Genomic DNA, 23,345 nt, shown 5'->3' with positions numbered 1-23,345 from the left:
AGTTGCGTATTTACATAATCTTTACAAATATTTTTCAAACCATACGACAAGTTGTTTCAGACGTTCTTGTCGTAAATTTGGGAGTCCGGTACGTGATAAATCATGATTTGCTCGTGGGAAGCGAACAAACTTCGTCGTTTTCCCCATTGATTTAAGCGTCATGTAAAACTGCTCTGCTTGCTCAATTGGACAGCGATAATCTTGCTCGCTATGTAAAATCAGTAAGGGCGTTTCAACTTTTTCCGCATATTTCAGCGGCGAATGCGCCCATAATTTATTTACATCCGTCATATCGCTACCAATTTGCCATTCTGTAAAATAATAGCCAATATCTGATACACCGTAAAAGCTTGTCCAATTGGAAATAGAGCGCTGTGTTGCCGCTACCTTGAACCGATTTGTATGACCAACAATCCAATTCGTCATAAATCCTCCGTAGCTACCACCTGTTACAGCTAAGCGATGTTCATCAATCCACGGATTTTCTTCTAAAACGATGTCTACAGCTTGCATTAAATCACGATAATCGCCACCACCATAATCATTGCGACAGCCATTGACGAATGCTTGACTATAGCCATGACTACCTCTTGGATTAACATACACAACACCATAGCCTTTTGCCGCGAACAACTGCATTTCATGAATAAAGGTATTGCCATACATCATATGTGGTCCACCATGAATATTTAAAAGTAGCGGATACTGCTTGCCATCTTCATATGCTGCTGGTTTCATTAGCCAGCCAAATACAAGCTCACCTGCATCATTTGTAAAATTAAATGCTTCAGGCTCTACAATCGTTACCTCTTTTTCAAAAGCTGTATTAAAACGTGTTAACTGTTCACGTTCACCTGTTGAAATATTAAGTGCGTATAATTCACCAATATGCGTCGAATCACTAATTGTCGCAATCGCATGGATTGCATCGTGATTAACATCATAGCCATAGACATGCTCATTTTCAGGCGTTGCTGGATAAATTGCTCCGTCAAGCGTCGCGTAATAAAGACGTGTATCACCCATCGAAGACATTTGGAAATAAAGCGCATTATCATCACACCAAACAACACCTGGGGCTACAGCACCTTGTTGTACATCCGCTGTTTGATAATCTCCTACTGGTAAGTCCATTGCTGCCGTTAAGCTGTAATAATACTGTTCTTTCACATCATAAATATATACTTCTGCATGTGCTGCATTTTTAAACGGCTCTAAAGGCGAGCCAACAAACGCTACATACCGATCATCTAAAGAAAAATACGCCTCTCCGAAATACCCTTGCATATCCGTAATCAATGTTTCTTCCTTTGTCTCGATATCTACAATATAAAGTGGTGAGCTAAAATCATGGTCCCGTTGTTCTTCATCCGCGCGATTCACAGCATATACTAGCTTCGTTCCATCATTTGATAAAGCCGCAAAATGGTAGTCAAATGTGTCATTTGTAAAACGTGTAATGCGCTGTGTAAGTATATCAATTGAGCCAATTTGGCTATGACGATTTTTAGCGAGTAATCCCATCCCATTTAATTTGTAGCGCATGCCGCTAACTTCATATACGTCTGGGCGCTTAGGATTGATTTTCGTTGCCATATCTGTAAATTCTTTATCTTCTTCTACATTGGCACTAAACCAAATAGATTCTGAATTCGGTGACCATTCATAATTTGTTAGACCGTACATAAAGTTCGTTAAGCATTGTGCTTCGCCACCTCGAGTTGGCAAAATATATAGTTGATTCTTTTTAGAACGCGTCGCTAAAAAACTTACATAACGTGCATCTGGTGACCACTTAATATTTAAAATACGTTCCTTAAGATGTGTCCATTGCGTAATTTCTTTCGTTTCTAAATTAATATGATACAAGTAGCCATAATACGTATTGTCGCGATCATTCATCTCTGTACGGACAAAAATTGCTTCTTTTCCATTTGGTGATAATACTGGACTTGTAACTGAATGTAATTGATATAAATCCTTTGATTCTATTAAACGTGTCATCTCAAATTCCCCCTCGAAATTCTTCGCATACCATATCTTACCATACTCACTAAATTATCTAAGTTTTCTATTATGTTCTGAAAATTTATGTAAAAACCCTTGTCTTTGTCATGTATTTGTCACAGTTTTATGATAACATTGATAATGCAATTTCATAGCATCGGAGGCGTTTTTATGTCAAAACAGCAACCTGAACTTCAGCGAGGTCTGGAGTCAAGACACATCACGTTAATGTCGCTCGGTGCCGCTATCGGGGTAGGATTATTTTTAGGTTCTGCGGGAGCAATTAAGTTAGCCGGACCTGCCGTCTTACTGACTTACGCACTCGGGGGTATTTTCATTTTTTTCATGATGCGTGCACTTGGTGAAATCGCAACAGATCATCCTGTTGCGGGTTCATTCAGCCGCTACGCACAAGAGCTACTAGGTCCACTCGCTGGATTTTTAACGGGCTGGAACTATTGGTTCTTATGGATTGTCACATGTATGGCGGAAATTACTGCAGCAGGAATTTACATGCAGCTTTGGTTCCCAGATTCGCCAAAATGGATGTGGGCATTATTTGCACTTATCCTAATGACGATTATTAATCTAATCGCTGCAAAAGCATTTGGTGAACTGGAATTTTGGTTTGCAATGGTTAAAGTCGTAGCCATCATCTTTATGATTGTTCTAGGCCTTGGCTTAATCTTATTTGGCCTTGGAAATGGCGGAGATGCAATTGGTTTCAGTAATTTATGGTCACATGGTGGATTTATGCCAAATGGATTTGGTGGTATCATCGCCGCACTACCAATTGTTATGTTCGCTTACTTAGGAGTTGAAATGATTGGTGTAACGGCTGGAGAGGCGAAAAATCCGAAAAAGATAATTCCACGTGCAATTAATACCGTATTAATTCGTATTCTCGTATTCTATATCGGCGCATTAACGGTCATTATGGCTATTTATCCGTGGGATCAAATTACAGATGGTAATAGCCCATTTGTCATGATGTTTGAAAACGTTGGTATTCGTTACGCAACCGGAATTATTAACTTCGTTGTATTAACCGCTGCCCTTTCAAGCTGTAACTCAGGAATTTTCAGTACGGGTCGTATGTTATTTAATTTAAGTCATCAAAAGCAAGCTCCAAAAATTTTCGGAAAAGTTGGTAAAACAGGTGTACCTACAAATGCGATCTATATGTCTGCAATTGTTTTACTAATTGGCGTTGTATTAAACTACTTTGTCGATGAAAAGGTCTTTACATATATCACAAGTGTTTCAACATTTGGAGCTGTCTTTACATGGATTATGATTTTGATAACACAAATTAAATATCGTAAAACCTTATCGAAAGAACAAATAAATAAGTTATCATTTAAAATGTTCCTTTATCCATTTACGTCGTATATTTCGATTATTTTCTTCTTATTCGTCGTTATTTTAATGGCATTTAACGAAGGCACTCGTATCGCATTAATTGTCGGTCCAATTTGGATGATTTTATTGCTTGTTCTATACTTCGGTTACTATAAAAATAAAATGATTAAATAATCATTCATAGGCCCACAGCGCAAAAAGAACGACTGAGTTTACGCTGTGGGTTATTTTGTCTAGGAGGGTAAAGTTGTGCAAGACACTTTTACATTATTCGAACCATTATTTTATTTTATTTTAGCACTATCACTTATCATGCTTGTACTGGCGATTATTCCAAAATATCGCTCGCGCTTTTATCAAATATTCTTTGGGGTTAGTAACTTAGTATTCATCATATTACTATTTTTCACAGAGGGTATTATTGTTGAAGAATTTGATTTAAAAGGTGATGAGGTAACTTTTTCACTTGGTATCATCGCTGTTACAATTAATATATTAGCTGTATACTTTGCCTTTCGTAAAAGAAAAGTATAAAAAGACACTGGGACAAAATACGTCATGTTCCTTTTTTAGCGTTCGCAACGAAAAACCGGAACCGCGCCGCAGCGCGATTCCGGTTTTTCTTATGCCAATAGGAGAGGTTGCTTTTACACGTATTTCTCAATCTCTTTTATAATTCATATTTTAAAATTTTTCCTGTACTATTTTTAGGTAACATCTCAATTTGTTGAATACGTACTGGACATTTATAGCGTACTAAACGTTTCGCACAATATGCTTTTAAATCTTCTTCATCTAGTTTCGTATTACTTACAACAAACGCTACAACTTCCTCATCTAGTTGCTTACTACGTTTTCCGACAACTGCTACCTCTGTTATATCTGGATGACGATAAAGGACTTCTTCCACTTCTTTTGGGTAGACATTGTATCCACCTACCAAAATTAAATCTTTCTTTCGGTCAATAATCGTCACATACCCTTCTGAGTCGATAAATGCTAGATCTCCTGTTCGTAGATAATGCCCTGTAAAAGCCGCAGTAGTTGCTTCAGCATTTTTATAATACCCTGCCATCACATTTGGTCCACTTACCGCAAGCTCGCCGATATGCCCTGTTGCTACTTCGCTTAATCCTTCATCTATAATTTTAAGCGACACATTTGGAATAGCCGTCCCTACTGTACCTATTTTAGTGCGCCCTACAGGATTAAAACATGTAACAGGAGAAGCTTCTGATAAACCATACCCTTCTGAAATTTGTATATTAAAGATACTCGCAAACTTTTCGTGAATGGCAAGTGGAAGTGGTGATCCTCCAGAAATAGCTAAACGCAAACTACTTAAATCTCGTTTCGTAGCTGCTTGTACCATATAGTTATACATTAATGGAACGCCTGCAAATAATGTTACTTGTTCACGTTCAATTGTATCGAGTACAGTAGTTGGACTAAACCGTGGTAAAATAATTACCTTCGCTCCAACAAATAACGGCGCATTCAAAGCTACAGTTAATGCAAACACATGAAATAACGGTAATGCGACAATAACGATATCCGTTGTCTTATATAAGAAAAACTGTGCAACATCTCGCGCATTACTATATAGATTTAAATGACTTAACATAGCTCCCTTTGGCTTACCTGTTGTGCCTGATGTATATAAAATTAGTGCAGTTTCTGTATCCGTCACATGCCAATTTGTAGGTTTACATCCTTCTACATGATTAATCTCCTCAATCGTTGTATATGGTACTTTACCAATTCCATCCGTTGAAGCAACAATAGCATACCTAACGTCTCCATTATCTAAAATGTACGATAGCTCCGCTGCTGTATAGTCTGGATTTAAAGGCACCGCTACTGCTCCAATTACCCAAATAGCATATAGACTTTCCACAAATGCTCGATGGTTATCCATGATTAATGCAACATGGTGTCCTTTTGATACACCTTGTGTACGTAAATGAACGGCAATCCCTTCAACTCGCTCACATAAAGCCTCGTAATTCACTGTTTGCCCTTCAAATATGAGCGCAGCGCGATCTGGCTGCTGACTTGCTAATCGCTGTAGTAAATTCAACATGCGTCACCTCTTCTACCCTTTATTATACAAAAAAGGAATCGTACCCGAAACAGGCCGATTCCTCTATATTATTTTAAATGCGCTAAATAACGCCAACGAATCAAATAGAAATACAATAATTGTAGTCCAGTCATAATTCCCACTACCATAATAAGCGTTTTTGCAATCGATAAATCCGCAATACCTTCCCAAAATACTTGAAGGCCAATAAAAGCAAAACTGCTGTTAACTACTGCCACACCCCATGGTAAAAAGAATTGTGGAATAAGTTGGCGGTTTACCAGTTTACGTATTTCTCGATCTGTTACGCCCATTCGTCGAAGTGTCGTATACTGAACTTTGTCACGATCTAAGTTTGCATATAATTTAAAGTAAATAAAACTACCTGCTGCTAAGAAGAATACTGCAGAAGCTAAAATACCGATAAATAAAATGAGCGCAAAGGTTGAGCGTAGAATCTCGTAATCAATCCCATTATTTTTATAATAAAACGGCGTTGTTCCTTGGCTGTTCGTTAACGATGCCTCTGTCATAATATTATCGAGTGCATGCCCAACATATTGTGTAGCAGTCCAATCCTTAACAGTGAATGCGAAGATTTTATCAATGCGACTACCTGTATGATAGCCTTCTTTTAAATTATAAAGACGCGCATAATCATTACTCTCTACAACAATCGCATTAACACCCAATTGATCTTTTGAAAAGAAGCTGACAGGATACGCACCTTGAATACGAATATTCACATCATTTTCAACCAATGTTGTCTTTATATCTAATGTATTCAATGTTTTATACGCTTCATCTGAATATGGAATAAACATTGCATGACCGCGTTTCAAATCGATGGTGGGTTCATCTAATGCTTTTGCTAACTGATTAAATTGTTCCTCACTAACAACTTGAATTGCCTTGCCCGTTTTTGAAGACGTCTGTGGTTTCACTTCGAGCATCGATAGTTGATAATCTAAATTGCGATCATTTAACTCATCTTCTAAACTCATCAAATGCTGATATTCATACGGATTATCAAGTTTACTAATATAAATCATACTAATTGGATTAATTTGATGATATTGATGTGTAAATGCCGACATCGAACTCAATGTACCTATCGCTAAAAATGATAACGTTGATACAATCGACGAAATAAAAAACATACGAGAATTTGCTTTTAACATTTTTGCATACTCTGACCAAGCAAGTAAGCGATATTTACGCCAATAAATTTTCTTAGACTTCCTTAACAAATCAATTATAAATAACACCGCATCACTAAAGAAGAAATACGTCCCAATCATCATAATCGGTGGCACAACGAGCGCTAAAAACAGCAAATTACTTTTATCTACATTCAACATAATATAATAGGTTAAGCCAAGTAATAAAAATCCTGTAATAGCACCCATTTTCGAATAAGGCTGTGGTTGAATATTTTTATCTGTTCCACGTAATAAGTAAATTAACTCTTGGTCTTTAATTGTTAGAACACTTAAATGTGACACTACAATAAAGAGCGTTGCAAATGTCAAAATCGTTAGCATAAATGGTTTCCATGAGAAATAAATTGGCAATGCGGAAATCTGTAAAATTTCACGAATGACCATAAAGAAAAATTTTGAAAAAGCAAAGCCAAATAAAATCCCCACAATAATCGATGCAAAACCAATTAGCATCGTTTCAAGCGTTACTAGTTTATTGAGTTGCTGCTTCTCCATCCCAAGTTGCATTAAAACCCCAAATTCTTTCGAACGCGCTTCTAAAAAAGCACGCATCGAATAAAAAAGGAAAAAAAGCATAAACAACACTAAAATGATTTGTGCAAAGTACATACCACGAAATGCAATATCAATCATAAACTCATTTTCAACCTTAGGATGATACATCAACATCGAATAAATAAAAAACACCATCACCGATGATACACTAGCTAAGAAAAAGGCTGCATAAATACGATGATTTCTTACAACATTACGATAAGCGAACTGACGAAAACTCACCGACATGACCTCCTAATAGGCTCAACACATTTAAAATGCGTTGGAAAAAGGTTTGACGATGGTCTTCACGGTAAATTTCATTGAAATATTCGCCATCCTTAATGAATAACACACGGTCACAGTAACTAGCTGCAATCGGGTCATGTGTCACCATAACGATGGTTGTATTATCTCGTTTATTAATTTTCCCAAGTAACTCAAGCACATCCTTCGATGAATTTGAATCCAAATTACCTGTAGGTTCATCTGCTAAAATAAGCGTCGGTTTATGAATAAGTGCACGTCCAATCGCTGTTTTTTGCGCCTGACCTCCTGAAACCTCATTAGGAAGGCGATGTAAAATATCATCCATCCCTAAATGATGTGCAAGCTCTGCTACGCGAGCTTGCATCTCTTTTACATTCATATTATCAAGCGTTAATGGCAACACCATATTCTCTTCAACATTCAATGTTTGGAGTAAATTGAAATCTTGAAAAATAAAGCCTAATTCTCGACGACGAAAAAAAGCCAATTCATTCTTTTTCAATGTGTGCGGATTAACACCATTGACTAAAATCTCCCCCGCAGTTGGTCGATCAACTGTTGAAATCATATTTAAAAGAGTTGTTTTACCACTACCAGATGGCCCCATGACAGCGATAAATTCACCTTTTTCTACTTCAAAACTTAGCTGATTAATCGCACGATGCGTTACTTTGCCCTCATATACTTTTGTCACATCATTAATTTCTAAAATCGCCATTAAAAATCCCTCCACTTATGACAAATTGAATGTCACCGTTACCGTTGTACCCGCATCGACTACTGAATCAATCGTTAATGTATGGCCTAACTTATGACAAATTTCGTCTGCTAAATACAGCCCCATACCTGTTGATTCACCAGATTTACGACCATTTTCACCCGTAAAGAACGCTTTTTTTACACGTTTTAAATCGGTGGACGGAATACCTATTCCTTCGTCACGCACATGCAATTTCACTTCATTCGCGGATACTTCTGTTGTAATATACACTTTCTTACCTTCTTCAAATGTATACTTCACAGCATTCGTAATAAACTGGCCAATAATAAATTTCATCCATTTCGAATCCGTCATGACGAGCGTTTCTTCCGCGATCTCGACGTTTGGAAAAACTCGATTCGTAATAAATAAACGTTTGTTTTGATTGACGACTTCCATGACAAGATGTTTCAGATCAACCTTTTCAATATGCATATCTTCTTCAAATGTATCAAGACGCGCATTCATAAGTACCATTTCAAGCCCATGCTTTAAGCGTTCTACTTCTTCTTGTACACCTTTTTTATCAAGCTCATCTGGATCTTGTAACATCAACTCTAATACGGCAAGCGGCGTCTTCATTTGATGCACCCATTGATTCATAAACTGAAGATGACGATTTTGCGCTGCATACAATTCCTGCGCTTCAAGCTGATAAATACGATACAATTCATGCACATATTCTTCACTCTGAATTTGCTCAGCTGTTTTACCGGTTGATTGTAGCGCATCTTCCATTGTGTTAGGCACTTGTAGAATCTTTTCATAATAGCGTTTACGAATAATATAACGAGCCGCTAAAAACGTACTTGTTAGCATCAATGTAATTAAAATCGAATAAATTGCTGTATTCATATCACGGAAACCATCTAGCCAATATAAAACTAAAATAAAACCTACTAGAAAGATTTCAAATATAATAATCGATACATGTTCGCGTAAGAACAGCCACACTAATTGCATCGCTACACTTCCTGACTATTCAGTACGAAACGATAGCCTGCACCTCGTACCGTTTCAATGGTTGATAGTACATTGTAATCTGCTAGCTTTTTACGCACGCGTGTCATGTTCACATTTAACGTATTTTCATCTACAAAAGCTTGGTCATCCCACAGCTCTTCAAGTAAACGTTCACGTGAGACTACTTTTGGAGATTCCCCCATCAATAGCTCCAAAATAACACTTTCCTTCTTTTGTAATGCTAGTTGATCTGTTTTCGTATGCAGTTCCATGCGTTCTAAATAAAGCGTTAACTGTCCTAACTTAATCGTGCGTTCTTCTTGCTTTGCCGCATATTCGCCATATGTACGGCGTAATTGGCTTTTAATTTTTGCTAGAACAATTTCGTAATGGAATGGTTTTGTAATGAAATCATCGCCACCATTCTCAAGCGCAAAAATTTGATCCATCTCGCCTGAACGAGCTGAAATATAAATAATTGGTACCGTCGTAAACTGACGTAGTTGACGACACCAATAAAACCCATCATAAGATGGCAAGTTTATATCAAGCAGTACGAGATGAGGGTCGAACGCTTTAAATTCTTCAATAATCTGATCGAACATTTCCACTGTTTTCACTTCGTAGTGGTACTTGCGAAGTGTATCTGCAAGCATATTTGCGATTTTCATATCGTCTTCTACGATTAAAATCCGGTGGGTATTCATCGATTCTCCCCTCCATTTCTGTTAATACATTAATTCAACAAAATCTTCTAATGATGTGCCCCCAAAATAGCGCGGTACATCGATTTCTTTTAAAGCCTCAATAATTGACTCTTTTTCATAACGTTTTCCTACTAACGCCTCTTCAATGTCCTTCATATCGCCAATCCCGAAAAAGTCCCCAAAGATATGGACGTCTTGCATAATACCTTTGTTCACAGTTAAGCGTAAATCGATAAAGCCCGATGCAAATTTTTTCGAACGTTGAATGTTGAATTTTGGTGATTTACCGTAATTCCATTCCCATTTTTGATAACGTTCTTCTGAAATTTTATGGATTGCAGCCCAGTCTTCATCTGTTAAATCATAGTATTTTACATTATCTAAGCCACCGAAAATTGATTTTAAAATTTCTAATCGGAAATCTTCAACTGTCATCGATTTATCTTCTAACATTTCTATCACATTCGTTACACGTGAACGTACAGATTTAATCCCTTTTGACTCAATCTTTTCTTTTTTCGGACGTAGCGCATTTACGACTTCGTCAATATTTGCATCAAACATTAATGTGCCATGGCTAAACATACGACCGTTTTTTGAAAACATTGCATTACCTGAAATTTTACGACCATTTGCTAAAATATCATTACGACCAGAAAGCTCTGAATCAATGCCCATATTTTTAAGTGCATCTACTACAGGTTGCGTGAATTTTTTAAAGTTTTGGAAGTTGTCACCGTCGTCAACTGTTAAAAAGCTAAAGTTTAAATTTCCTAAATCGTGATAAACTGCACCGCCGCCTGATAAGCGACGCACAACAATAATTTCTTTTTCATCTACATAGTCTGTATTGATTTCCTCAACTGTATTTTGATTACGACCAATGATGATTGATGGCTGGTTAATATAGAAAAGTAATAATCCCTCATCAACATTTAAATTATTTAATGCATACTCCTCAATTGCTAAGTTAATACGTGGGTCATGAATGCCCTTATTATCAATGAATAACATGGAATAAATCCTCCCTTTTTCGTTCTATAAATATTTTAACTTAAATTTGATTTTTTGTATTGACTTTTAATCTTCTGTTATAATACAATAGGTAACAACAAATCAGTAATATAACAGATTGAAGGAGGAGAATGAATATGTTAGAAAACGTAGTAGAATTTTTCAAAAACTTACCAGCTAAGAATTGTGCAGAATGCGGTGAAAAAATTGAGGAACAAAGTGAGTGCTACTCTAACACTTGCGAAAAATGCAATTCTCTATAAACCTTAATCACTGACTATTACTGTATTAATCGCTACCCCAATGGCTATTAATACTCTCATTCATAAATTTGTCGTTTAAATACTTTATGAATCTATAATTAAATCGCTTAACGAAAAGAGGACACGCCCCCAACGTGTCCTCTTTTTTTCGTAGTAATACAGTTTTATGCTTTTTTCACTGCTAACTCTACTGTTCTTTACTATTAATTAAGACGTATAAAAAAAGAACTGTAGTAGCACAGTTCTTTACATGTCTTCAAACGCATATAGTGGCAAATATAATGTCACTGTTGTCCCTTTGCCAACTATACTGTCGATTTTCCATGATCCATGATGCACTTTTATTAATTGATCAACAATCGAAAGGCCAAGACCACTGCCGCCATCACTACGACTTCGCGCCTTATTCACACGATAAAATCGCTCTGAAACATGTGGTAAATCTTTTGCTGGTATCCCTATTCCATAATCTTTTACTTGTAACTTCGCCGTCTTTCCTTCTCTACAAGCAGAAACAAATACAGTTGTTCCAGCATCTGAGTAGCGAATCGCATTTTCAATCAAATTAACAACGATTTGTTTCAACTTTTCTTCATCCGCTTCAACAATTAGTTCTTCATCAGCCTCTACAACGAGCCTCATTTGCTTAACCTGCGCTCGCTGCTCTGCTAACGCTGTCGCCTCGCGTAACGACTCGGCCAATACAAGTGGCATCAGTTCGATTTTTTCAATTTGCTCTGCACGAGACAATTGTAATAATTCTGTTGTTAGTTTTTCCATACGTTCCGCTTCTCTCGCTATTAACCCCAGTTTTTCATCACAATCTTCTTTCGGAATAAGTCCGTTCGCTAGTGCTTCACTATAGCCTTTAATATAGCTAATTGGTGTCCTAAGCTCATGTGAGACATTTGCCAAAAATTCTTTTTGTTGCTCATCACTTTTTTGAATAGAGGTAGCCATTTCATTAAACGTCTGTGATAACTGACCAATCTCATCCTTCGATGTCACTTTTACACGTGTTGTGTAATCACCATGAGCCATATCATGTGACGCCTTTTGCAAGCGTTTAAGCGGCTTCATAATAACTCCAATACCTTTTATTGTAATAAAGGTCATAAAGGCTAAGAAAAGCAATGCTGCAATTATAATGAGTGTAATATCTTTTGAGGCTAGTTCTGTAATCTTTTCGAGCGGAAAATATAAATATAAAATTCCTTCTAGTCGTTCATTATCAACAAGTGGCACAACAACTGAAATTAATTGTCGATCAAAGCGTTTCTCATAACCTTGCTTCGTCACTGTATTCCCTTGCAATAATTGCTGCCTTTCTTCCGGTCCAATGAGTGTATCGTATTCTATATCAAACGGCACACAAGCACTTAGCTCACGTGGATTTCGTACTGCAAAAACATTTATATTTGAATACATATTATAGCGGTCAACTGCTTCCACAAAATCATCTTTTACTTTACCACCTTCATACATGCCTGTAAGTTTGGTGCCGACTTCAATCATAGATTGCTTTGTATCTTGCACGTACAAACGCTCATATAAAAAATTAGTTAAGGCGTACATGAAAAGTACTGTAAATACTAAAAAAGAAACGACTAACAGCCAAATTTTTGTCGATAGCTTTTTCATTATTGGTCACATCCAAAGCGATAGCCTATTCCCCAAACAGTTTGAATATATCTACTTGCAATCTTTCCTAATTTTAAGCGTAATGTTTTGATATGTGTATCAACTGTACGTGTACCACCTTCATAATCATGCGACCATATTTGTGTTAATAATTGTTCACGTGTATAAACGATATTCGGATGTTTCATAAATAAATGTAGCAAATCAAACTCTTTCATCGTAAGCGACACGCGCTTCCCATCATAGGTTACTTTACGCGCAATTTCATCAAGTATAAGTTTTTCATAATGTATATTCGATGAGGTCTGGTGTATAGCGCCTGCACGACGTAATACCGCTTCGATACGTGCTACTAATTCTTCTCCGCTAAACGGTTTGACAATATAGTCATCTCCACCAAGACGCAAGCCATGAACTTTATCCTCATTTGCATCTTTTGCTGTTAAAAAAATAACGGGTACATTCGATATCTCCCGAATCTCTGCACACACCTCAAAACCATCTTTTCCAGGCATCATCACATCAAGTAGCACAAGATCGATATCTAATTGTGCCAATAAATCAAGCGCTTCTTGACCATTTGATGCCTCGTATGTTTTTAGGCGATCTTTCTGTAGCATAATGCGTACAAGCTCTCGCATTGGTTGTTCATCGTCTACAATTAAAATCGTCGTCATCTACTTTTCCCTCACTAACAATTGAAATGGTCCAGTACCAACTGTTTGGCTACGCTCTACTTCTGTCCCATTTGTCCAATAAATTTTATGATCATCATACCCTGCCACAATAATATGTCCTGAAAAGCTTGCAAGTGTAAATGGATTTGCGCCAACTTCCTTACTTGAAATCTCTTTACCGTCTGTATCTAGCTTATGCAGCACATTCTCGCCATGACTCAATACATAAATCGCATTATTATCCTTTAAGAAAGCAATCGGCATCATTGGTAGCTTCACTTTTTTTAGCATATCACCTGTTTTAATATTAAGTCTTACTACATTGTCATTTGGTGTACTGCCTGAACCATGTCCACCAATCCATAATTCATTATTAACAACTACTAGACCATTAGATGACGCTGGAATTTTCCATTCATGCTGTTTTTGAAGTGTTTTTGCGTCTAATACACTCAACATTGTATCTTTAAAATTCACGACAAATAATTGATGGTTATACCGTATCATCGACATCGGATACTTTCCTACCTTTTGCGTTGAACGCTCTTGACCGTTTTCATCATATGCGGATACTGTATTAGCCCAGCTATTCGCTAAATAAACAAGCTTCGTCTGCTCATCATAAAGCGCATTTGTAGTCCCTTCACCTGTTTCTATTTCAGTTACTCTTTTCCCTGTACTTAATTGAAAAATATCAGCATGTTCTAGGTCATGACCATATAATAAAATTCGGTCATCGCCAATCAATGTCGCGCCACTATAAGCTTCTGCAAGTGGCCATACCGCAAGCTGCTTACCCTTTGAATCAATAAAATCAATCGAGGGCTCTTGAATATTCACTGATGCAATAAAATCTGTTTGTGTATCAATCTCTGAATATGCAGAATGATTGCACGCCACAAGCAAACTGCTAAGAAACATTATTCCAAGTAATTTAAACCGCACAATCATTCCTCCTTTTCCTTTATTGTAACGAATCGTTGTGAAATGTCTGTGAACTATTAGAGAAAAATAAAAGAGGCTCGCCTAAGCTTGCCTCTTTCTATCATTTATTTAAATAACTCATCTAATAATTCTTCTGCATTCTTCATTCCTTGCTCAATGCACTTTGGCAAGGAAATGCCTTCATAAGAATTACCCGCAAGGCGAACAGTTGGAAACGCCTCATAGAGTTCTTTTTTCGCATGCTTAATTCGGTCAATGTGGCCGATTGTATATTGTGGCATAGAATCTTTCCATCTCGATACAACCGTTTCAACTGGCTGCTCTGTTACACCAGACAATTGCTTCAAATCCTCAATAACTGTTTTTTCAATTTCGCTATCCGATAATTCAACAATGGCAGCATCACCCGTGCGACCGATATAACAATTCAGTAATGTATATCCTTTTGGCGCAATATGCGGGAATTTCATCGTTTCATTTGTAACGGATGTTAACGAATAATCGCTATTACGTGACATATAAACATCAGTACCATCAAACTCTGGTAACGTCTCGTCTTTAAAAATCATCGAAACAGAAGCTACTGTATTGGATGGAATATTTTTTAAATCTTGTAATAATTGTTGCTCGCTAAAAAGTTTTTGTGCTGCCTGGTGAGGCGTCGCAATAACGACCCCATCTACTAACAGCTTTGATTTATTATTGAGCGCTAAACAAACACGGTCGTTTGATTTCTTAATTGATTGCACACGTACACCCTTCATTAGCTGACCATTAAATGCATCTGCAAGAGCATCAACGATAATATCCATTCCATTTGTAAATGTTTGCACAGAAAAAGCATTATGCTCCTCTGTAAATGTACGTGGATCCATTGATGTTAACTCACGGCGCATTCCTCGCATGACACTTCCCGTTTCCTGCTCATATTGTAGCAAGGTTGGTAATGTCGCTTGAAGGCTTAGCTCGTCGATGTCGCCAGAAAACACACCCGATAGAAAAGGCTCTATTAAGTTTTGTACAAATTCTTCGCCAAAACGTCGGCGCATAAATTTCCCGAGAGATTGATCCCCATCAATCCTGCTCGGTGGTAGAATCCAATCTGCTGTAGCTCGTACTTTTCCGCTCCACGACACCAAGTTCGATGCCATAAATGGTTTGATTTGTGTTGGAATCCCTAGAATAGTGTTCTTTGGGACTGGCTGCAGTTCTTTGTTGTTCACCGCAATATATGTTTTTGCATTCGCTGTTTGTACTAGGTCATGATCAATCCCTAATTTTGTCGCTAAATCTAAAACAGTATGGTTGCGGTCAATAAAAGAATCTGGCCCGCGTTCAATTATAAAACCATCCTTGCGTAGCGTTTGAAGTTTCCCACCTAAACGATGAGAACCTTCTAATAATACGATTTCTAATGGATAGTGATGTAATTTCGCCTGTTCCTGCAAATAGAACGCTGCCGATAAACCGGTGATTCCGCCACCGATTATGGCTACCCTTCGCGTATTGTCAGTCACATGTATCATCACTTTCTATCCTATTTCGCGAACGCTTTCTGAACGGCATCTGCCATAGCATCAATGAATAAAGCATTGTCATTTGGCATTGCTGGACGGTGATAGTTCGCACCTAATTCTTCACATACTGTCTTACATTCATAGTCATTGTCATAAAGTACTTCTAAATGTTCTGCAACAAAACCAACTGGTACATAGGTGAATGAACGGTACCCTTTATCATTGTATAAGTCACGTGTTAAATCTTGTACATCTGGGCCTAACCAAGGATCTTTTGTTTGTCCAGCTGATTGCCATCCAAATGCAACATTTTTCAAACCTGTACGTTGTTGTAGTAAATCTTTTGTTTCGAATAGTTGATCTGCATATGGGTCACCCATTGCGATAATTTTTTCTGGAAGAGAATGCGCACAAACAACTAAACAAGCTGTTTCACGTTCTTCATCTGACATTCCATCAAATTCAGCATTAATTTTTTCAGTCCAGTATTGTAAGAATTTTTCTTCCTTATACCAGCTATCGATGCCTTTAAATTTGAAGTTTGCATCTAATGTTTGAGCTTTTTCGATTGCACGTGTGTGATACGCTTTAGTTGAGAATAATGAAAAGTGTGGTGCTAATACGATACCAACAGCTTCGGTTATACCATCATTAATCATTTGTTCAACTGCATCTTCAATAAATGGTGCAATATGTTTTAAACCGATATACACTTTATATTCCACTTCATCTTGTACTTCATTTAAACGAGCACCTAATGCAGCTGCTTGTTTTTCTGTCGTTGCTGCAAGTGGTGAAATACCACCGATTGCCTGGTAGCGACTACGTAAGTCTTCGATTTGTGCGTCTGTTGGACGGTGTCCGTGACGAATATGTGTGTAGTATGGAATTAAATCTTCGTCTTTTTGTGGTGTGCCGTATGCCATCACTAATAAACCAATTTGCTTTTTCATTATTGTTGTCACCTCAAAAATTATTTTTTCGCGATTTGTTCGCGGCTATAGTCATGGATTAATGTTGTTAAACGTTTTAATACATCTGGATCAACAGATGGGAATACACCGTGACCTAAGTTGAAAATATGCCCAGGCGTTTCTAATCCTTGGTCGATAATTACTTTGGTACGCGCTTCAAGAACATTCCAATCTGCTAATAGAAGCGTTGGATCTAAGTTTCCTTGCACTGGCTTTGTGATTCCCATTTGACGTGCTTGCTTAATTGGTAAACGCCAATCTAATCCAACCACATCAAGCGGTAGCTCCTGCCAATCAAGTACGAGGTGGCTTGTGCCAACCCCGAACATAATCATTGGTACGCCTTCATCTTTTAATTCATTAAAGATTCGTGTCATAACAGGCTTAATAAAAATTACATAATCTTCATGGCTTAATGCGCCTGCCCATGAATCAAAAATTTGGAATGCTTTTGCACCAGCTTTAATTTGTGCTTTCAAGTCTGTAACAATCATATCTCCTAATTTATCCATTAGTTTAAACCATGCTTGTGGCTCAGATACCATAAATGATTTTGTTTTCGCATAGTTCTTTGATGGACCGCCTTCAATCATATAACTAGCAAGCGTAAATGGTGCACCTGCGAAACCGATTAACGGTACATTTAATTGTTCTTCTGTTAAAAGTTTAATCGTATCTAATACGAAGGGCACATGCTCTTCTGGATGAAACTCACGTAAATTATCAATATCCTTCGCTGAGCGAATTGGATTTGAAATAACAGGACCCACACCAGCTTGAATTTTCACATCAACGCCCATTCCAGGAAGAGGCGTTACGATGTCTTTGTATAAAATTGCCGCATCAACATTGTAGTTTTGTACGGGTAAATGTGTGACATACGCACAAAGTTCAGGTTGATGTGTAATTTCCTCAAGTGAGTATTTCTCTTTAATTTTGCGGTATTCTGGTTGTGAACGACCGGCTTGGCGCATATACCAAACAGGGGTATGCTCCGTGCTCTCACCACGAGATGCACGTAATAAAGTATCATTAAAAACTGTCATATCTGTATTTCTTCCCTTCTCTCATTTCTAATTTTACATAAAAAATCCGACGTTTGTATCCATTGTTCACTATAATCTTTCAATGCCGCGATGTATAGTTTTCGGCTCAATTTGTCATATAAATTTCTTAAAACGTGACAGAATTTTGTCGGTTTCGTTTCACCTCTCTGTTATAAGGTAATATAATAAATACACTATTAAATAAAGGGGTATAACCATGACAAATTTATATATTGCAATTGGTACAGCCGATTTCATGCAAACGCTTAAAGAAAAGTATAAAAAAGAACAAATGATTTTAGCACATAATGAAATCAATTCAATTTTGCTTCATGAAACCGATAAAAAAACAAAGTTCGCAGCACCAAAAAAATATGAGGTTGTCGCGTCAGAAGGTCAGCTTGAAGAACACGGCTTTTTTGCAGTAATCTACGTATCTATTATGCAAGAACAACATCAAGTATTTGAAGATCGTTTTAAACAGCGCCAACATGGCATCGGTAAAGAACCTGGCTTCGTTGCATTCCGTTTATTACGTCCTTTAAATGATACAGATTACGCTGTTTTAACAGAATGGACAGGTGCCGGGTCATTTGAAGCATGGAAGTTAACAGATGATTATAAGGATGCCATCGCTAGTTATCAGGAAATTGGCACAATTAATATGAACAGTCAGGCATTTGAACCAACACTCTTTACAAAAACGTATACAACAAATCTTGACGATGTTGACTTCCCCGATGAGGATGACGAACGCCGTTAATAAATAAGCTGGCCAATATGGTCGGCTTTTTCAATATACAAAAAGAAAGTGGGGATTTTATGGATTTTTATCGAGAAATTTCAGATGCTTTTGAAGAAATGCGCCAAACACGACGTTTTTTACATATGCACCCCGAACTGTCGTTTAAAGAAACAAAGACCGCTGCTTTTATTACCGCACAATATGATGCCATGGGTGTCCACTACGAATCAAACTTTGGTGGAGGCTATGGTATCGTTGCACGAATTAATGGCGCAAACCCAGGTAAAACAATTGCGCTTCGTGCAGATTTTGATGCACTACCTATTCATGACCAAAAAGAGGTTCCATACCGTTCCCAAACAGACAATGTTAGCCATTCTTGTGGCCATGATGGGCACACTGCAATGCTTCTTACGATTGCACGTATTTTAAAGCGTCATGAAAAAACGATTAGTGGTAACTATGTTCTAATTCACCAGCCCGCAGAAGAACATCCGCCAGGTGGTGCTATCGACATGATTAAAGCAGGTTGTTTAAATGGTGTGGATGCTATATTTGGAACACATCTCTGGTCACTTTTTGAAAGCGGTCATATTTATACAACACAAGGTCCACTTATGGCAGCCGCCTCCAACTTTAAAATTACATTAATCGGTAAGGGCGGCCATGGTGGTGCACCACAAACTTCAGTTGATGCTATTGCGTTGACCGCTACGGTTATTCAACAGCTTCAGCAAATCGTTTCTAGACGACTTAATCCATTATCTCCAGCAGTTCTTTCAGTCGGTGCAATAGAAGCTGGCGAGACCTATAATATCATTGCAGAAAAAGCCATTTTAAAAGGCACTGTACGCGTATTTGATGATGAAACCAAAAAAGAAGTTTACGACGAAATGACGCGTATTTTGCAAGGTATTTGTCTGAGTGCCGGTGCTTCCTATGAACTTAATATTATTGATGGGTATCCACCGGTTATTAATGATGATCGCTGCGCACAATTCTTACATGATTTTGCTTACTCAGTGCCTGCTGTTATCGATAGCCATTTTATTCAGCCGTTGATGGTCGGCGAAGACTTTGCATATTATCTAGAGCAAGTTCCTGGCGTCTTTTTCTTGACTGGTGCAAAGCCAAAAAGTGGTATTGCTTACCCACATCATCACGGTAAATTTGATTTTGATGAAGAAGCAATGATTGTAGGCGCACAAACAATGCTTGGCGCTGTATTGAAATATCAAGAAACATAATAAAAGAAAACCTCGATTTCAATAGGTTCACAATAAAAAGAAGGAACCACGTCAAATTGACGCGATTCCTTCTTTTCTTATGCATATCTTTTTCGGCTAGGAATTTCTTTAACCTAGCTTCTTTATTTTGATAAACGCAATGTCACTTCACCAACAACTAAAACAATAAGAGCATAGACATAAAAATAGGGTTGCATAATGCTTGCTAGTAAGACAATAACTGCCTGCGCAATAATAAAGTATCGCACGATTTTAACCGCTGCTTTTTGGCGTGAATCTTGTGGTAATGGATACAACATACTCATCGTAAATTCATGCGTTGATGCAATCGCCTGCTTCAGTTGAATAGCAACCGCAAATGCAAGTGCTGCTGAAATAATCGCTCCTGCAATCGTAATGTCTACAAAAGCAACAATAAGCGCATTAATAACCACTAAACGCAGCCATAAGTAAAAGTGATCATCCGTACGAATAACACTACGGAATAAATAATATTCAAATGTTGTTTTATGCTTTTTAGGTACCATATTATATAGGAAGTCAAAATATGGGCGACGTTTAATACTGCCATGCACTTGTGGTACATCCGTAAAATAATTCGCAAAACGATAAATACCCATCATACGATTATCTTCAAGTGCTACAAAATGTTCGTAAGGAAATGGTTGCTTCACGATATTCTTTTTATCTACAAGCCATAGTGCAATAAATAATACAACTGCAATAACCAGCACTAAATAAAGTCCTGTCAAAACACCCCATAATGCGGCTCCATTTAATACATAGCGTACAAGACGGTTCAACCAAACATGCTCACCCGCTTTATTCCAGCGATAAGCAAATTCAGCTTGAATATTAAGCCATTTTAAGACAATCGTCACAATAAGACCTGCGACAATTTGTGACACTTCTAACTCTGTTACTTGTCGCAGCATCGGCCACATCACAATATAGACAATTACTGCGATAACAGCTTGTGTTGTAAATGTAAACCTTAGTGCATGTTTGAAATAGACACCGAGCTTTGTTTCAAGCGGTAATAAATACACTTCATCAGGTTTTTTTAATAAGGTAACAGGTCGACTAAGCATTAAGAAAAATGCCACGATAAGTGTTGCAATTTCAAGAGATGGTGTATTTGTATTGCCATGGTTAGCGTCTAACCAATGACTATACTGATACCCGCCTGCGCCCATTAAAAAGACAATGACAATGGCCATATGTCCTGTAAAAATATAGCGCATATACTTTTTAAGTTCTTCCGTATAATGTGCTGACCGTTTACGCCAAACATCTTCTAAATTACGCATCTAGCTGTTCCTTCGTCATTTGAATATATAAATCGTCGAGTGACGCATTTGGCATATGGAATGATTGGCGTAAATCATCCATTGTCCCAAATGCACGTACACGACCTTCATGAATTAATAAAATCTTATCACAGTGCTGTTCAGCTGTTGCAAGAACGTGCGTCGACATTAAAATAGCTGCCCCGTCCTTTTTCTTTTCATCCATTTGTTCTAGCAATAAACTAATCGCAAGCGGATCAAGTCCTAAGAAAGGTTCATCAATAATGTAAAGTGATGGGTTGACTAAAAATGCACACATAATCATTACTTTCTGGCGCATTCCTTTTGAAAAATGTGATGGAAACCAATTCAAACGTTTTTCCATACGAAATTCTTTTAATAAAGGTGCAACGCGTTCTTCCATAATATTAAGTGGGATATTATAAGCCATTGCTGTCATTTCTAAATGCTCACGTAATGTTAATTCGTCATATAGTACTGGTGTTTCTGGAATGTATGAAAACGATGTACGATAAACATCCATATTTTCTTGCATCGTTTTCCCGTTAATACGAATTTCACCTTTTTGCGGCTGCATCATTCCAATAATATGTTTAATCGTTGTACTTTTCCCCGCACCATTTAAACCAATTAAACCAACAAGCTCACCAGGTTCTAGCGAAAAATCCAAATCGTGAATGACCGGCTTACGCGTATAGCCCCCTGTTAAATCTTTTACTTCTAAAACTGTCATTAATATCGTCACTCCATTTCGAGTCGTACTTTTCAAACTCCTGCCATTAGTTTAGCAAAAATCATCCTATCACGCAGTTGTCATATGGTAAAATAGAAACAAATCATTGAAAGGTGTGAATTTACATGTCAGATTGTCTATTTTGTAAAATCATTGCTGGAGATATTCCAAGCACGAAAATTTATGAGGATGAGCATGTATTTGCCTTTATGGATATCGGTCCATTAACAAAAGGCCATACATTACTTATTCCAAAAGAACATGCAGCAAATGTTTTTGAAATGTCAGAAGAAGTTGCAAGTCATCTATTCTCTGTCGCTCCCAAAATTGCAAATGCTATTAATAAAACGTTCAATCCAGTCGGCATGAACTTATTAAATAATAATGGTGAAGCTGCTGGACAAAGTGTTTTCCATTTTCACCTACATTTCATTCCTCGCTATGATGAAACAGATGGCTTCAAAGCTACATGGAATACAAAACAAGATGAATTTACACCAGCGATTTTAGCTGAGCTTTCTGAAAAAATCAAAGCAAATCTATAAACTGTACATAACCTCGCATAATGCGGGGGTTTTATTGTGACAAATTATTTTTCAAAATGTTCACGCTTTTAAGATTTGGAACCTTGCTTTTACATGCTTCGAAATGTAGAATCATAGTAAGTTTCGCTAATGCTCATAGGAGACATTAGGAGACAAACACAAGCATAGCTTAGGAGAGATGAGATTATGAAAACGAAAAATTTAGTGTTAATGGCTTTACTGGTTGGGGTTGGATGCGCATTGTATCTAGTAATTCCTGGCATTATGGGTGGAATGAAACCAGACTTTATGTTAACGATGATGTTTGTCGGCATTCTATTATTCCCAAATACGCGTGATGTCTTTTTACTAGCTTTAACAACGGGTATTTTATCTGGTCTATTTTCTACATTCCCTGCAGGTTTTGTACCAAATATTATCGATAAATTCGTCACAGCATTTATTTTCTTTGCATTAATTGTCGTACTGAAAAAAGTATCACAAAAAGTTGCAGTATCTGCTGTTCTTGTCGGTATTGGTACATTTATTTCAGGCAGTGTCTTTTTAGGATCAGCCATCTTAGTCGTTGGTGCAGAGATTCCATTCACAGCATTGCTCGTTTCTGTTGTATTACCAGCAATCGTCATTAATATTGTAGCTTTTGTGATTATCTATCCGATTATCACAGGCTTAGTCAAACGTTCAAACTTTGATACTGCTGCCTCTCACGCGTAGGTACTCTAAAAGAACCTTTATCTTAAAAGATGAGGTTCTTTTTTATGCTCCGATAATGAAACCCA

At 37.4% G+C, this 23,345-nt stretch carries 22 protein-coding genes; 7 read left to right on the top strand and 15 right to left on the bottom strand.

Annotation, left to right across the window (positions count from 1 at the left end):
* Window positions 1–21: 21 nt before the first annotated feature.
* Window positions 22–2,004, bottom strand: coding sequence for a S9 family peptidase (locus QI30_RS14120; RefSeq protein ID WP_126991244.1), 1,983 nt, complete (start codon window positions 2,002–2,004; stop codon window positions 22–24).
* A 174-nt stretch (window positions 2,005–2,178) separates the two neighbouring features.
* On the opposite strand from QI30_RS14120, the gene QI30_RS14115 reads away from it, so the two are divergent.
* The gene (locus QI30_RS14115; RefSeq protein ID WP_126991243.1) at window positions 2,179–3,543 is read left to right on the top strand and encodes an amino acid permease; all 1,365 of its coding nucleotides are present in this window, start codon (window positions 2,179–2,181) and stop codon (window positions 3,541–3,543) included.
* Between the two features lie 75 nt (window positions 3,544–3,618).
* On the top strand, window positions 3,619–3,903 hold the full coding sequence (locus QI30_RS14105) for a DUF4293 family protein (protein WP_126991242.1): 285 nt from the start codon (window positions 3,619–3,621) through the stop codon (window positions 3,901–3,903).
* Window positions 3,904–4,039: 136 nt separating this feature from the next.
* Here QI30_RS14105 and QI30_RS14100 read toward each other — a convergent pair whose 3' ends face one another.
* From QI30_RS14100 to QI30_RS14075, 6 genes are all read right to left on the bottom strand, one after another.
* Window positions 4,040–5,449: a long-chain-fatty-acid--CoA ligase gene (locus QI30_RS14100; RefSeq protein ID WP_126991297.1), complete on the bottom strand. Its 1,410-nt coding sequence runs from the start codon at window positions 5,447–5,449 to the stop codon at window positions 4,040–4,042.
* Between the two features lie 71 nt (window positions 5,450–5,520).
* Window positions 5,521–7,458, bottom strand: a complete 1,938-nt coding sequence (locus QI30_RS14095) for an FtsX-like permease family protein (protein WP_233600602.1) — start codon at window positions 7,456–7,458, stop codon at window positions 5,521–5,523.
* Window positions 7,424–8,197, bottom strand: a complete 774-nt coding sequence (locus QI30_RS14090; RefSeq protein ID WP_126991240.1) for an ABC transporter ATP-binding protein — start codon at window positions 8,195–8,197, stop codon at window positions 7,424–7,426. The genes QI30_RS14095 and QI30_RS14090 overlap by 35 nt, the downstream gene beginning before the upstream one ends.
* Window positions 8,198–8,212: 15 nt before the next feature.
* Window positions 8,213–9,202, bottom strand: a complete 990-nt coding sequence (locus tag QI30_RS14085; protein ID WP_126991239.1) for a sensor histidine kinase — start codon at window positions 9,200–9,202, stop codon at window positions 8,213–8,215.
* Between the two features lie 2 nt (window positions 9,203–9,204).
* The gene (locus QI30_RS14080; RefSeq protein WP_126991238.1) at window positions 9,205–9,909 is read right to left on the bottom strand and encodes a response regulator transcription factor; all 705 of its coding nucleotides are present in this window, start codon (window positions 9,907–9,909) and stop codon (window positions 9,205–9,207) included.
* Window positions 9,910–9,930: 21 nt separating this feature from the next.
* Entirely contained in the window at window positions 9,931–10,923 is a 993-nt protein-coding gene (locus tag QI30_RS14075) for a lipoate--protein ligase (RefSeq protein ID WP_126991237.1), read from the bottom strand.
* Window positions 10,924–11,060: 137 nt separating this feature from the next.
* On the opposite strand from QI30_RS14075, the gene yhfH reads away from it, so the two are divergent.
* Window positions 11,061–11,186: a protein YhfH gene (yhfH, locus tag QI30_RS14070; RefSeq protein WP_081715080.1), complete on the top strand. Its 126-nt coding sequence runs from the start codon at window positions 11,061–11,063 to the stop codon at window positions 11,184–11,186.
* A gap of 246 nt (window positions 11,187–11,432) precedes the next feature.
* On the opposite strand, the gene QI30_RS14065 is transcribed toward yhfH, so the two are convergent.
* The 6 genes from QI30_RS14065 to hemE all read right to left on the bottom strand — a co-directional run bounded on the left by QI30_RS14065 (window position 11,433) and on the right by hemE (window position 17,986).
* Window positions 11,433–12,827, bottom strand: coding sequence for a sensor histidine kinase (locus tag QI30_RS14065; protein WP_126991236.1), 1,395 nt, complete (start codon window positions 12,825–12,827; stop codon window positions 11,433–11,435).
* Entirely contained in the window at window positions 12,827–13,504 is a 678-nt protein-coding gene (locus QI30_RS14060) for a response regulator transcription factor (protein ID WP_126991235.1), read from the bottom strand. The genes QI30_RS14065 and QI30_RS14060 overlap by 1 nt, the downstream gene beginning before the upstream one ends.
* Complete coding sequence (locus tag QI30_RS14055; RefSeq protein WP_233600601.1) at window positions 13,505–14,455, bottom strand: YncE family protein; 951 nt, start codon at window positions 14,453–14,455, stop codon at window positions 13,505–13,507.
* Between the two features lie 98 nt (window positions 14,456–14,553).
* Complete coding sequence (gene hemG, locus QI30_RS14050) at window positions 14,554–15,975, bottom strand: protoporphyrinogen oxidase (RefSeq protein WP_233600600.1); 1,422 nt, start codon at window positions 15,973–15,975, stop codon at window positions 14,554–14,556.
* 11 nt (window positions 15,976–15,986) lie between these two features.
* The gene (gene hemH / locus QI30_RS14045) at window positions 15,987–16,919 is read right to left on the bottom strand and encodes a ferrochelatase (protein WP_126991233.1); all 933 of its coding nucleotides are present in this window, start codon (window positions 16,917–16,919) and stop codon (window positions 15,987–15,989) included.
* Window positions 16,920–16,939: 20 nt separating this feature from the next.
* Entirely contained in the window at window positions 16,940–17,986 is a 1,047-nt protein-coding gene (hemE, locus tag QI30_RS14040) for a uroporphyrinogen decarboxylase (protein ID WP_126991232.1), read from the bottom strand.
* A 217-nt stretch (window positions 17,987–18,203) separates the two neighbouring features.
* Between hemE and QI30_RS14035 the strand changes: the two genes are divergently transcribed.
* Together QI30_RS14035 and QI30_RS14030 are read left to right on the top strand one after the other, a co-directional pair.
* Entirely contained in the window at window positions 18,204–18,749 is a 546-nt protein-coding gene (locus QI30_RS14035; protein ID WP_126991231.1) for an antibiotic biosynthesis monooxygenase family protein, read from the top strand.
* Window positions 18,750–18,808: 59 nt separating this feature from the next.
* Complete coding sequence (locus QI30_RS14030; RefSeq protein ID WP_126991230.1) at window positions 18,809–19,978, top strand: M20 metallopeptidase family protein; 1,170 nt, start codon at window positions 18,809–18,811, stop codon at window positions 19,976–19,978.
* 122 nt (window positions 19,979–20,100) lie between these two features.
* Here QI30_RS14030 and QI30_RS14025 read toward each other — a convergent pair whose 3' ends face one another.
* Complete coding sequence (locus tag QI30_RS14025) at window positions 20,101–21,288, bottom strand: ABC transporter permease (RefSeq protein WP_126991229.1); 1,188 nt, start codon at window positions 21,286–21,288, stop codon at window positions 20,101–20,103.
* A complete protein-coding gene (locus QI30_RS14020) occupies window positions 21,281–22,021 on the bottom strand; it encodes an ABC transporter ATP-binding protein (protein ID WP_126991228.1) in 741 nt (246 codons plus the stop codon). The genes QI30_RS14025 and QI30_RS14020 overlap by 8 nt, the downstream gene beginning before the upstream one ends.
* Before the next feature lie 125 nt (window positions 22,022–22,146).
* On the opposite strand from QI30_RS14020, the gene QI30_RS14015 reads away from it, so the two are divergent.
* A complete protein-coding gene (locus QI30_RS14015; protein WP_126991227.1) occupies window positions 22,147–22,566 on the top strand; it encodes an HIT family protein in 420 nt (139 codons plus the stop codon).
* Window positions 22,567–22,752: 186 nt separating this feature from the next.
* The gene (locus QI30_RS14010; RefSeq protein ID WP_126991226.1) at window positions 22,753–23,280 is read left to right on the top strand and encodes a tryptophan transporter; all 528 of its coding nucleotides are present in this window, start codon (window positions 22,753–22,755) and stop codon (window positions 23,278–23,280) included.
* Window positions 23,281–23,345 lie beyond the last annotated feature (65 nt).

The organism is Candidatus Kurthia intestinigallinarum, assembly GCF_003991225.1.
GTDB classification, from domain to species: Bacteria; Bacillota; Bacilli; order Bacillales_A; family Planococcaceae; genus Kurthia; species Kurthia populi.
Note: the sequence above shows the minus strand (reverse complement) of the source record. Positions and strands in the feature narration are given on the sequence as shown.